The organism is Pseudomonas cremoris (assembly GCF_014230465.1).
Map to the genome: position 1 here is coordinate 75,881 of NZ_JAAXCY010000013.1, position 12,521 is coordinate 88,401.

At 60.3% G+C, this 12,521-nt stretch carries 10 protein-coding genes; 4 read left to right on the top strand and 6 right to left on the bottom strand.

Features of this window, described 5'->3' with window-relative positions; translation table 11 throughout:
- Positions 1-283 precede the first annotated feature (283 nt).
- The 3 genes from HF257_RS27670 to HF257_RS27680 are packed head-to-tail and all read left to right on the top strand — an operon-like array spanning position 284 to position 3,248.
- Positions 284-2,389, top strand: coding sequence for a putative bifunctional diguanylate cyclase/phosphodiesterase (locus HF257_RS27670; protein WP_185709189.1), 2,106 nt, complete (start codon positions 284-286; stop codon positions 2,387-2,389).
- A 42-nt stretch (positions 2,390-2,431) separates the two neighbouring features.
- Positions 2,432-2,932: a M48 metallopeptidase family protein gene (locus tag HF257_RS27675; RefSeq protein WP_010207148.1), complete on the top strand. Its 501-nt coding sequence runs from the start codon at positions 2,432-2,434 to the stop codon at positions 2,930-2,932.
- Between the two features lie 19 nt (positions 2,933-2,951).
- Positions 2,952-3,248, top strand: coding sequence for a winged helix-turn-helix domain-containing protein (locus HF257_RS27680; RefSeq protein ID WP_185709190.1), 297 nt, complete (start codon positions 2,952-2,954; stop codon positions 3,246-3,248).
- A 114-nt stretch (positions 3,249-3,362) separates the two neighbouring features.
- Here the strand turns inward: HF257_RS27680 and HF257_RS27685 are convergent, their stop codons facing one another.
- Positions 3,363-3,815, bottom strand: coding sequence for a GNAT family N-acetyltransferase (locus HF257_RS27685; RefSeq protein WP_185709191.1), 453 nt, complete (start codon positions 3,813-3,815; stop codon positions 3,363-3,365).
- Positions 3,816-3,991: 176 nt separating this feature from the next.
- Here HF257_RS27685 and HF257_RS27690 point away from each other — a divergent pair, with 176 nt between their 5' ends.
- Positions 3,992-4,729, top strand: a complete 738-nt coding sequence (locus HF257_RS27690) for a substrate-binding periplasmic protein (protein ID WP_185709192.1) — start codon at positions 3,992-3,994, stop codon at positions 4,727-4,729.
- 104 nt (positions 4,730-4,833) lie between these two features.
- On the opposite strand, the gene yccS is transcribed toward HF257_RS27690, so the two are convergent.
- The 5 genes from yccS to HF257_RS27715 all read right to left on the bottom strand — a co-directional run bounded on the left by yccS (position 4,834) and on the right by HF257_RS27715 (position 12,354).
- On the bottom strand, positions 4,834-7,017 hold the full coding sequence (yccS, locus tag HF257_RS27695) for a YccS family putative transporter (protein WP_185709193.1): 2,184 nt from the start codon (positions 7,015-7,017) through the stop codon (positions 4,834-4,836).
- 217 nt (positions 7,018-7,234) lie between these two features.
- Positions 7,235-8,413, bottom strand: a complete 1,179-nt coding sequence (locus HF257_RS27700) for a BaiN/RdsA family NAD(P)/FAD-dependent oxidoreductase (RefSeq protein WP_185709194.1) — start codon at positions 8,411-8,413, stop codon at positions 7,235-7,237.
- A 159-nt stretch (positions 8,414-8,572) separates the two neighbouring features.
- On the bottom strand, positions 8,573-9,910 hold the full coding sequence (gene dbpA / locus HF257_RS27705) for an ATP-dependent RNA helicase DbpA (RefSeq protein ID WP_233081520.1): 1,338 nt from the start codon (positions 9,908-9,910) through the stop codon (positions 8,573-8,575).
- A gap of 130 nt (positions 9,911-10,040) precedes the next feature.
- The gene (gene mdtD, locus HF257_RS27710) at positions 10,041-11,468 is read right to left on the bottom strand and encodes a multidrug transporter subunit MdtD (protein ID WP_185709195.1); all 1,428 of its coding nucleotides are present in this window, start codon (positions 11,466-11,468) and stop codon (positions 10,041-10,043) included.
- Between the two features lie 37 nt (positions 11,469-11,505).
- Positions 11,506-12,354, bottom strand: a complete 849-nt coding sequence (locus HF257_RS27715; RefSeq protein WP_185709196.1) for an alpha/beta fold hydrolase — start codon at positions 12,352-12,354, stop codon at positions 11,506-11,508.
- Between the last annotated feature and the right edge of the window lie 167 nt (positions 12,355-12,521).

Sequence of the window (12,521 nt, forward strand, 5' to 3'; positions counted from 1 at the left end):
GACTTTGGCCCGCAGGCCAGACAGCTTCTTTATAGGCGGTGCTCGCTTGGTTGTTAAACATTTGCTGGCAATTTATTGGCGCCAAATGAATGCCAAAATGCCATGTTTCCCACGGACCGGGGCCTCCAGCGACTGACCGTTAGTCGGCTTCCCGAACTTTGGCGTCATGATGACACCCAGTTCACTTCTGATTTTTCGGAACCGAGGCTAGAGTGAGGCCTCAGAGTTTGTCCGGGTTTTCTGTCAGAATTGACCGGAGTTGCTCCCAAGGAAGATAAGTAGCATGGAATGCGCTCCACAACACGGCGATAGCAGTTCGGTTCTTTTGGTGGTCGATGACTATCCGGAAAACCTCATCAGCATGCGCGCACTTTTGCAGCGGGAAGACTGGCAGGTGATCACCGCCAGCTCTGGCCTGGAAGCGCTTGAACTGTTGTTGGTGCATGAAGTCGACCTGGTGCTGCTGGACGTCAAGATGCCCGTCATGGACGGCTTTGAAGTAGCCCGCCTGATGCGCGGCAGCCAGCGCACGCGGATGACGCCGATCATCTTCCTCAGTGCCAATGCGCAATCCGCTGCCGCAGTGCTCGAAGGCTATGCCAGCGGCGCGATCGACTACCTGTTCAAACCGTTTGACCCGCATATCCTCAAGCCCAAAGTCCAGGCGTTGCTGGAACACCAGCGCAATCGCCGGGCCTTACAGCGCTTGAGCCTGGACCTGGAGTCCGCACGCGCCTTCAATGCCTCGGTGCTGGACAACGCCGCCGAAGGCATTCTGGTGGTGGGGCAGGAGGGCGTGATCCAGTACGCCAACCCGGCGATTTCGCGCTTGCTCAATGCCACGATGGATGAGCTGCAGGGCCAGGACTTCCTCAACTTCCTACAAAAACCCCATGTGCCCTCCTGGCCCGAGTCGCAGATGTACGCCGGTTACCGCAAGGGAGAAACCTGGCGCCTGCACGACGCGATCCTGCGCACTGGCCGTGGCCAGCAAGTGCCGGTGGCCTTGTCCTGTGCGCCATTGCCCGCCGAGCAGAGGGCCATGGTCGTCACCGTGCTGGACATGTCCGAGGTGCGCCACCTGCACCAGCAACTGGAGTTCCAGGCGGTTACCGACCCGTTGACCGGGCTGCTTAACCGACGTGGTTTCTATCAAGCGGTCGAGAACAGTTTGCTGCGCAGTGAGCGCGGCGATCAGTCGTTGGTGTTGCTCTACCTGGACCTCGACGGTTTCAAGCGGGTCAACGACTCCCTGGGGCATGACGCCGGTGACCGGGTGCTGCGCTGGGTGTCGGAGCAACTGCAGGGCTGCCTGCGCTCCTACGACATTCTTGGGCGCATGGGCGGTGATGAGTTCACCGCGCTGCTGGAGCTGGAGTTCCCGGAGCAGGCGGCGAAAATTGCGGAAAAACTGATCGAAAGGGTGTCGATCTGCCAACAGGTCGATGGCCTGGATGTGATGCTGGGCGTCAGCATCGGTATTGCGACCTTCCCTGACTGTGGATCGGATTTGAATGGCCTGCTGCGCGCGGCTGACATCGCCATGTACGAAGCAAAGCGCGCGGGGCGTCAGCAGTATCGCTATTACGACCAGGAAATGAACGGCCGCGCCCGTTCGCGGCTGATGCTGGAAGACAGCGTGCGCACGGCGATTCAAAACAAGGATTTCAGCCTGGTCTATCAGCCTCAGGTGTCACTGGAGGACGGCCGTTTGCGCGGGGTCGAGGCGCTGTTGCGCTGGCAACATCCCAGCGTGGGCGACGTGCCGCCGGGATTGTTTTTGCCGTTGCTGGAAGAGGCGCGGCTGATCAGCCAATTGAGTGCCTGGATCTACCAACAGGTCGGCGCGCAGCGCCAGGCCTGGCAAACCACGTTCGATGATGAACTGGTGCTGAGCGTGAGCCTGAGCAGCAACCAGTTCAACATGCCCAACCTGGCCAACCAACTGCAGCAGGTACTGGACCGACATGGGCTACAAGGGCGGCAGTTGGAAGTGGAAATCAGTGAAGACAGTTTGATGAGCAATCTGGAAGAGTCCGCCAAGCAGCTCAAGCTGCTGCGCCAGATCGGGGTACGCATCGCCCTGGATGACTTTGGTTCGGGCAGTTGTTCCCTGTCCCATCTGCGCGACCTGGCGTTCGACACCCTCAAGCTTGACCCGCAATTGGTCGCGCGCCTGCCGGGCTCGGCACGGGACGCCGCATTCGCCCGCAGCATTATCCAGCTATGCGGGCATTTTGATGTGTTGGTGGTGGCCGAGGGTGTGGAAAACCACGAGCAAGCCCAGTGGCTCAAGGCCAATGGGTGCGTGTTTATCCAAGGGGCATGGGCGGCGCATCCGTTGATGGCCGACGAAGTCGCCGGCTGGTCGCACCCTCGTTTACGCTGAATTCGCTACACTGGCGGCCATTCGAACCCTGTTGCAGAACCCATGACCGCACTGAAATACCTCCAGGCCTATCCCGCTGCCCTTCAAGAGCAAGTGCGCCAACTGATCGCCAAGGACCAGTTGGGTGCCTACCTGGAACAACGTTACCCCGAACGTCACGCCGTGCAGAGCGACAAGGCCTTGTACGCCTATGCCTTGGCCTTGAAGCAGGAACACCTGCGCAACGCCCCGGCCATCGACAAGGTGCTGTTCGATAACCGGCTGGACCTGACCCACCGCGCCCTGGGTCTGCACACCACGATTTCCCGCGTGCAGGGCGGTAACCTCAAATCCAAGAAAGAGATTCGCATCGCCGCGTTGTTCAAGGAAGCGGCGCCGGAGTTTCTGCGCATGATCGTGGTGCACGAACTGGCGCACTTCAAGGAATCGGACCACAACAAGGCGTTCTACAAACTCTGTGAGTACATGATGCCGGGCTACCATCAGGTGGAATTCGACCTGCGGGTGTACCTCACGTATCGCGACCTGCAGGGCAAGCCCTGACCGCACAAGGCGATTGACCATGGAAGTGAGCAAGACCAAAAGCAGTTTCTACCGTCGCCTGTATGTGGCGTATTTGATCGACAGCGGGCAGGCCAGTAATGTGCCGGCGCTGACCGACGCTACCGGCATGCCCCGGCGTACGGCGCAGGACACGATTGCCGCGTTGGCGGACTTGGATATTGTGTGTGAATTTGAGCAGGAAGACGGTGCGCGCAATCATGCGGGGCACTATCGGATTCGCAGTTGGGGGGCGATTGACCGGGGGTGGATCGAGGCTAACCTGGCTTCGGTGAAGCAGGTATTAGGTTATCCCTGAAGGTCGGTGGCGTATCGTCTGACGTCTTCGCGAGCAAGCCCGCTCCCACATCGACCGCATTCCAAATGATGTGCGCGGTTAAATGTGGGAGCGGGCTTGCTCGCGAAGAGGCCCTTATAGGCGCCGCATACCTATATGCGGAATATCATCCTCAAGGTATTCCTCCCCCGCCACCATAAACCCATACCGCCCGTAATACCCCTGCAAATGCGCTTGGGCCGACAGGAAAATCGGGGTTTCAGGCCATATTTCCTCAATCTGCCGAAGGGTCTCTTCCATCATCTGGTGCCCAAGGCCAGTGCCTCGCGCCACGGGCGCCACGATCACGCGGCCGATCACCACATCACCGCCCTGGGACTCTGGGTCCAGCAGGCGCAGGTAAGCCACCAGTTGGTCATCCTGCCAGGCCATCAGGTGGTGGGTGTCGCCGTCCAGGTCCTGCCCGTCGATGTCCTGATACACACATTTCTGCTCAACGACGAACACTTCGCCCCGCAGGCGCAGGATGGCGTACAGCTGCTCCTTGCCGAGGTCAGTGTGATGTTTGCAGACCCATTCGACTGTCATGGTGAGTTCTCTTATTAATGTCTGCTTCGGATAGTAAGCGCGGCAGCGGTTTGTGTCTAAATCGGCTATTTTTGTGAGTGAAATCAATTTGCCATCATTGAATGCATTCGCCCTGCGTTTCTTTGTGTAATCTTCAACTACTGTTAGATCCTCAGTGCCCGCCAAGGACCGTAAGCATGCCGCGATTTTCTCGTGCCGTTGCTTTAATTGGAGTGTTGCTGTTTTCCCAGCCAGTGTTCGCCCAGCGCTTGCGCCTGGTGGCGGATGCGTGGCCACCGTTTACCGATGCCACCTTGATCAATGGTGGCTTGGCGACCGATATCGTCAGTACGGCCCTGGCGCGTGCGGGCTATGCCAGTGATTTTGAACAGGTGCCCTGGGCGCGGGCGTTGATGGGCGTGGGCGATGGGCGTTATGACGTGCTGGTCAACGCCTGGTACGACGATGCCCGTACACAGTTGGGGCAGTTCTCCGGCGAATACTTGCTCAACCGTGTGCGCTTCATGAAGCGTCGCGACGACAGCATCGACTTCCAGAACCTGGAGCAACTGCACGGCTACCCCATTGCAGTGGTGCGCGGTTACGCCTATTCGGCGGCGTTCGATTCGGATGCACAGCTACAGAAAGTCCCGGTGCACAACTTTGCCATGGCCGTACGCATGTTGGCAGCGCAGCGGGTGCGGCTGACGGTAGAGGACGAGTACGTGGCGCGCTACTACCTGTCGCGCGAATCGGCGCGGGTGCGCAATGCGGTGGAGTTTTTACCCAAGCCGTTGAGTGAAAACAGCCTGCATATCCTGGTGAGCCTGAAGAACCCCGAGCATGAGCAGATCGTTGCAGGTTTTGATCGGGAGATTGCCAAGATGAAGGTCGATGGCAGTTATGCGCGGTTGATGAAGCAGCATGGGATGTAGCGTCTGGAAGGGCCTCTTCGCGAGCAAGCCCGCTCCCACATTGAACCGCGTATACCCTTTGGAATACGGTCAAATGTGGGAGCGGGCTTGCTCGCGAAGGCGATCTAAGCCTCGCCAGTTTCCTTGATCAGATGCGCAGCCAACGTTCGCAACGGCCCCAACTGCCGGCAAATCAACGCCAACTGAGTTTGCACCAACCGTTGCCCCTCATCGATCTCGTCCGGCATCTGCTCCAGGTCCGCCGCCAGTGCTTCCTCGGCATCGCTCTGGATCGCAATCGGCTGCTTGTTGGCCAACCCGGTGGCGATTTCATCGATGCTCGCCGCCAGCGTATTGCCGGCCCCCTCGATCAAATGCTCGCGCACTTCGGCCGGCAACTGGGTCTCACGGTGCGCGCCAAGTCCCGACAAATAGCTGAGCAACGTGTGCGACAACACCAAAAAGCGGAAGCCCACGTCGGCCTCCTTACGGAAGTGGCCCGGTTCCATCAGCATATTGGCCAGGGTGGTCGACAGCGCGGCATCGGCGTTGTGCGCGTTGCGTCGGGCCAGGCGATAGGCCAGGTCATCGCTCTTGCCGGCGGCGTATTGCTGCATGATTTGGCGCAAGTAGATGCTGTTGCAGGTCAGGGTGTTGGCCAGCACTTTGTTCAGGCGTCGACCTTGCCAGTCCGGCAGGAACAGGAACACCGCCAGGCCCGCAATCAGGCTGCCGAGCAAGGTATCGAACAGGCGCGGCAGGAACAGCCCGTATCCGTCGCCCACCTGGTTGAAGCAGAACAGCACCATCAACGTGATTGCCGCTGTGGCCAGGGTGTAACGGGTGGTGCGGTTGATAAAGAACACCAGGCCCGCCGCGATGGCGAACATCGATTGCACCAGAGGGCTTGGGAACAGGTCGAACAGCGCCCAAGCCACCGTAAGGCCGATGGCCGTGCCGATGATCCGCTGGCCGAGCTTGCGCCGCGTGGCGCCATAGTTGGGCTGGCACACGAACAGCGTGGTGAGGATGATCCAATAACCCTGGGACGCGTGGATCGCGTGGAGCATGCCGTAGCCGACGGTCAGTGCCAGGGACAAGCGCAAGGCATGACGGAACAGCAAGGAGGTCGGCGTCATCTGGGTGCGCAGGCGCGTCCACATCTCCTTCAAATTGCGCGGGGCGCGATCCAGCAGGTTACTGTCGGCGGCATCGGCCAGTGAGTCGGGGTTGCTGGCGTCGCTGAGCAGGCGGTCGAGGGTGGACAGGTTGGCCGCCAGGGCACGCAGCGAACGCAGCAAGCCGCGCCAGGCCGGGTTGCTTTGAATACGCAGGTGTTCAAGAGAGGCGTTCAGGTCGCCCAAGGCCTCGGCGAAGCTGTCGTCATAGATGAATGGCTGGCGCAATTGGATCGATTCGGCCAGGGTCTGGCAGGCCTTGCCCTGCTGGCGCAGCAGGCGTTGGCAGCGGAATAGCACGTCGCTGTGGAAGAACGCTTCAGCCAGCGCGTTGTAGGGGTAGTGGGAGGAGCTGGCGCGTTCGTGGATGTCTTGGGCGAGAAAGTACAACTTGAGGTAGCGACTGACCTTCGACCCCGGTCGACCGTTGCCCACGCGGTGCAGAATGATTTCCTTCGCGGCGTTCAGCGCGGCCACCACACGGCCATTTTGCTGGGCCAGTTCCAGGCGGCGGGCTTCCACATCCAGCTGGCGGATCGGTTCGAACAATGACGACTTGAGCTTGAGGTAACGCCCCAGTTCGCGGAACAACCGCGCCAGGCTTTGTTGCACCGGCTGGTTGGAAAACAGCGCCTGCCACAGCACGGAAAGCGCGCCATACCAGGCGGCGCCGGCCACCAGCAGCAGGGGCTCATGCCAGAAATCCGAGACCGCACCGCCGCGCTGGTCCACACCGATCATGGTGTACACCGACAGAATCAGCGTCGCCGACGCAATCGCGCCATAGCGTTCGCCGAGGGCGCCGAGCATGGTCAGGCCGAACGTGGCCAAGGCCAGGGCAATTGCGAAGATCCACGGATAAGGGAACAGCAGCTCTACCGACAACGCGGCGATGCTGAAACACACCAGCGTCACGGCGAGCGCATTGAGGCGGCCTTGCCAACTGTCATCGGTCTCGGCCAGGGCACTGGCGATAATCCCCAGGAACAGTGGGATCAGCAGGGTCATTTCATCTTGATACCAGCACAGCGCCATGCTGCCGGTGAGGGCGATGAATACCCGAACGCTGTAACTGAATTTATCCAGCGCCCACAGGCGCCGCATGGACTGCTTGAACGAGGTCGATGACATGAAGTCTGGAGTCTTCCGGGACGATGCCGCTAAATTGAGCCATCAGTGACGTCACGGCAAGGGTGGTGATCACATCTGCTGGCAAATTATTCCCAAGCGCACCACAAAACCAATGTGTGCGGGCTTGCTCGCGAAAACGGTGGGTCAGACACACATGTGCCGACTGATCCACCGCATTCGCGAGCAAGCCCGCTCCCACATTTTTTACTGCGTTGACTCAGGCAAACTGCGCCGCGGCGTAGCCCGACGCCCATGCCCACTGGAAGTTGAACCCGCCCAGGTGACCGGTCACATCCAACACTTCGCCGATAAAGTACAACCCTGGGCTTTTCAGTGACTCCATGGTCTTGGACGACACCTCGCGCGTGTCGACCCCACCCAACGTTACCTCGGCCGTGCGGTAGCCCTCAGTGCCCGCTGGCACCAACTGCCAGCTGCCGAGTTTTTGCGCGATATCGGCAATTTCCGCATGGGTGTACTGCTTCATCGGCTTGGACGCAAACCAGGTTTCGGCCAGCAGGTTGGCCATCTTCTTGGTGAAGATCTCGCCCAGCAGGGTTTTCAGCTCGCTGTTGGGACGCTCGGCCTGTTGCTGTTGCAACCAGGTGTGCGCGTCATGGTCGGGCAGCAGGTTGATTTCAACCGTATCGCCGGGCTCCCAATACGACGAGATCTGCAAAATCGCCGGGCCACTGAGTCCGCGATGGGTAAACAGGATGTTCTCGCGAAAGCTCTGGTCGTTGCAGCTGACCAGGCAGTCCACTGAGGTGCCAGACAGTTCGCCGCACAACTCCTTGAGCTGGTCGGTAATGGTGAAGGGCACCAGCCCGGCGCGGGTCGGCAGCAGTTCATGGCCGAATTGCTTGGCTACCTGGTAACCAAACCCGGTGGCGCCCAGTGTTGGAATCGACAGGCCGCCGGTGGCGATCACCAGGGATTCACAGCGCAGTTCGCCCAAGGTGGTTTGCAATTGGTAGCCGCTGTCGACCTTGGCGATTTCTTGGATCGAGGTGTCCAAATGCATGCTCACGCCAACCTGGATGCACTCGTCAAGCAGCATGCCGAGGATGTCGCTGGACTTGTTGTCGCAGAACAGCTGGCCGAGCTTCTTCTCGTGGTACGGCACGCCGTGCTTGGCCACCAGCCCGATAAAGTCCCACTGGGTATAACGGGCCAGGGCGGACTTGCAGAAATGCGCGTTGTGCGAGAGGAAGTTGGCCGGCTCGGTGTACATGTTGGTGAAATTGCAGCGGCCACCGCCGGACATCAGGATCTTCTTGCCGGCCTTGTTCGCATGGTCGATCAACATCACCTTGCGCCCACGCCCGGCGGCGGTCAGTGCGCACATCAAGCCTGCGGCGCCGGCGCCAATGATCACAACTTCGGTCGAGCGCAAAACGGTGTCCTCATACAAATTCTGATTTGGAATACAGTCAAATGTGGGAGCGGGCTTGCTCGCGAATACGGAGTGTCAGCCATCGAAGAAGTTGACTGATCCACCGAATTCGCGAGCAAGCCCGCTCCCACATTTTGATCTCTGTAGAGCTTGAGTGCCTTACAGGATCCGCACGCGCAACGAACGGCCCTTGATCTTGCCGTCATTCAAACGCTGCAACGCCTGCTTGGCAATGCCACGCTCAACGGCCACAAACGCCTGGAAGTCAAAGATCGCGATCTTGCCGACCTGGGCACCTGGGATACCCGCTTCGCCAGTCAGTGCACCCAGGATGTCACCCGGACGCACTTTGTCTTTACGGCCAGCAGCGATGCACAGGGTGCTCATCTGTGGCAGCAACGGACCACCGCTTTGCGGCTTGAGGTTGTCCAGTTGGTCCCAGTTCAAGGGCGACTTCTGCAGTTGCTCGATGGCTTGGGCGCGGTGGGCTTCGGACGGCGCCACCAGGCTGATGGCGATGCCAGTCTCACCGGCACGGCCCGTACGGCCCACACGGTGGATGTGGATTTCCGAATCGCGGGCCAGTTCGACGTTGATCACCATGTCCAGCGAGTCAATGTCCAAACCACGGGCGGCCACGTCGGTCGCTACCAGTACCGAGGTGCTGCGGTTGGCGAACATCGCGAGTACCTGGTCGCGGTCGCGCTGCTCCAGGTCGCCGTGCAGGCCAACGGCAGAGATGCCCTTGGACGTCAGGTGATCCACGGTTTCCTGCACTTGCTGCTTGGTAAAGCAGAACGCCACGCACGAGGCTGGACGGAAGTGCGCCAGCACCTTGGTCACCGCGTCCATACGCTCTTCCGGCGAGATCTCGAAGAAGCGCTGCTCGATCTGGTCGTCGGAGTGGAACGCTTCGGCCTTCACTTGCTGCGGTGCGCGCATGAATTTGGAGGCCAACTGCTTGATGCTCACCGGGTAGGTGGCCGAAAACAGCAAAGTTTGGCGGCGCGGCGGGGTCTTGCTGATGATGTCTTCGATGGCGTCGTAGAAACCCATGTCGAGCATGCGGTCGGCTTCGTCGAGGATCAGCGTGTTCAAGCCGTCCAGTACCAGCGAGCCCTTGCGCAGGTGCTGCTGGATACGGCCCGGGGTGCCGACGATCACGTGGGCGCCGTGTTCCAGGGAGGCGATCTGCGGGCCAAGGGACACACCGCCGCACAAGGTCAACACCTTGATGTTGTCTTCGGCGCGTGCCAGGCGACGGATTTCCTTGGCGACCTGGTCGGCCAACTCACGGGTCGGGCACATCACCAGGGCCTGGCAGCCGAAGTAGCGCGGGTTGATCGGGTTCAACAGGCCGATGCCGAAGGCGGCAGTCTTGCCGCTGCCGGTCTTGGCCTGGGCAATCAGGTCCAGCCCCTTGAGGATCACCGGCAAGCTTTGCGCCTGGATCTGCGTCATCTCGACATAACCCAGCGAGTCGAGGTTAGCCAGCATGGCGGCGGACAGGGGCAAAGTATTAAAAGCGGTGGCGATGGTAGTCACGGGACTGGCTCTGCAAAACAAAATGTTGCGCAGTGTACCAGTCCCGCAGGATTTTCCCTGCAAGTTCTAGACGGGAAGCCTGTTAATGCTCGATATCGTGCTCGCGGTTGATCACCCGTTTGCCGTCGGTTGGCGACAATTGCAGGAAGATCGCCGCCGCCAGCATCGCCATGATGCCCACGGTCAGGAAGGTCAGCTGGAAGGCGCCCAGTACGCTTTCCACGCCATCGTTACCGGTTTCAGCGGTGAAGCCACCGAGCAACGCGCCGGCGCAAGCCACCCCAAGGCTCAGGGACAATTGTGCCACCACCGATAGCAAACTGTTGCCGCTACTGGCCTGGGCGTCGTCCAGGTCGATGAGGGTGACGGTGTTCATCGCGGTAAATTGCAGGGAGTTGATTGCCCCCAATATCGCCAACATGCCCAGCAACAGTGGGTAAGGCGTGTGTTCGCTGACCAGGCCCATGCTCGCCAGCATGATGCCCAGTGCCAGGGTGTTGCCGGTGAGGACGATGCGGTAGCCCAGGCGCTCGATCAATGGACGCGCGATGGACTTGGCAAACATCGCCGCCGCCGCCAGTGGCAGCATGCTCATTCCGGCTTCCGACGGCGAATAACCCAGCGCCACCTGCAACAGCAGCGGCACCAGGAACGGCAACGCGCCGCTGCCCAGGCGCGCAAACAGGTTGCCAAGGATGCCCACGGCAAAGGTGCGGGTCTTGAACAGTACCGGCGAAAACAGCGGGTTATCGATATGCCCGGCGCGCAGCCAATACGCCGCCAGGCACGCCAGCCCGCCGAACAGCAGCAACATCACCCGCAGGTGCGGCAGGTGCAGTTCGCCCAGGCCTTCCATGGCGATGGTGATCAGCACCATCGCCGCGCCAAATAGCAGGAACCCCACGCTATCAAAGCGGGTGCGCTCGCTGCCGCGCAGGTCGGGGATGAATTTCCACACGGCGTAGCAGCCGATCATGCCCACCGGCAGGTTGATCAGGAAGATCCAGTGCCAGGTCAGGTATTGCACCATCCAACCGCCCATGGTCGGGCCGAGCAGCGGGCCGAGCAGGCCGGGGATGGTAATGAAGCCCATGATCCGCACCAGTTCGGAGCGGGGATACGCGCGCAGTACCACGAGCCTGCCGACCGGCAGCATCAATGCGCCGCCCAGGCCCTGGATCACCCGTGCGCCCACCAGCATGGTCAAACTGCTGGACAGCGCACACAGCAACGAGCCGATGCTGAACAGCATGATTGCGCCAAAGAAGATTTTCTTGGTGCCGAAGCGGTCGGCAATCCAGCCTGAGGCCGGGATCAACAAGGCGACGGTGAGCATGTAGGCGATCACCACGCCTTGCATGCGCAATGGGTTTTCGGCGAGGTCCCGCGCCATGGCCGGCAATGCCGTGTTTAGAATCGTCCCATCGAGTGACTGCATGAAGAAGGCAATCGCGACCACCCAGGGGAGCCAGCGGGCGGTCTTGGCATCGAGCGGGACGCGATTCGGCATAGAAAACCCTTTTTGTTAGCAGGCTATGTGTCGGCGATTATGCGCCATCCATCGCGCCTTTTCCCACCAGGAAATCCAGCAAAGCGCGGTGCACCGCCGCGGCGGCCTCGGAAGATTCGAGGTCGAGCAAGTGGCCGGTGTGCTCGGCTACTGCAAAGCTGCTGCGCCCCACATATTGCTTGAACAACTCGGCTTCGGCGGCGGGGGTGTATTCGTCCAGCGCACCGTTGAGAAAATGCACCGGTGTTTCGATCTGCCGGAGCGCCGGCAGGTAATTGCCATCGCCAAGGGCCAGCACCTGATGGATATGAAAGCGCGCCTGGCGGTATTCGGTGGTGGCCATGGTCGACAGGTGGCGATGGTTATTACGCTTGAGCGGTGCCGACAGGAATTTGCCCACCGTGTCGTTGAGCAAATGGCCTACGGCGGACTTGTCATCGGCCTCGATCAGCACGCGCACGCGTTCCACATAATCGAGCATGGCCTGGTTGAGGCTCGGTGCCAGCGCCATCACCACTGAACTTTTGATCGACGGTGGGTTGTGGGCCAGGGTCAGCAGTGTGGAGATGCCACCCCAGGAAGCCGACACCAGATGGTTGACCTCAAAGCGCTCTACCAGGGCCCGCAGGATCTGCACCTCGTCGTCCTTGGTTACCAGGTCGAGGTCGGTGTTGTGTTCACGGGAGTAGCCCGAGAAGGGCAGGTCGAACAACAGCACATTGAAATGCTCGGCCAGGCACTTGCTGGTGCGGGCGAAGGAGCGCGTGGTGGACAGCGCGCCGTTGACCATCAGCACCGTGTCTTTTTGCGGATCGTTGCCCAGTTGCTCGACGTGAACGTTGTAGTGCTTGAACAGCTTTTGTATGACGAAACTTCCCTGGTTCATGTCAACGCTCACTTCCTGTGGGGTGGCGGTATGCCACTAACCGTTATAGCGAGGTTTTTTGCGGGGGACAACTGAGGGCGAGGGAACGGGTGGGAGATGGGAATTGGCGGTAGGAAGGTGCGAAGCGAGGTATCAGAAACCTGCACAAACTAATGTGGGAGCAGGCT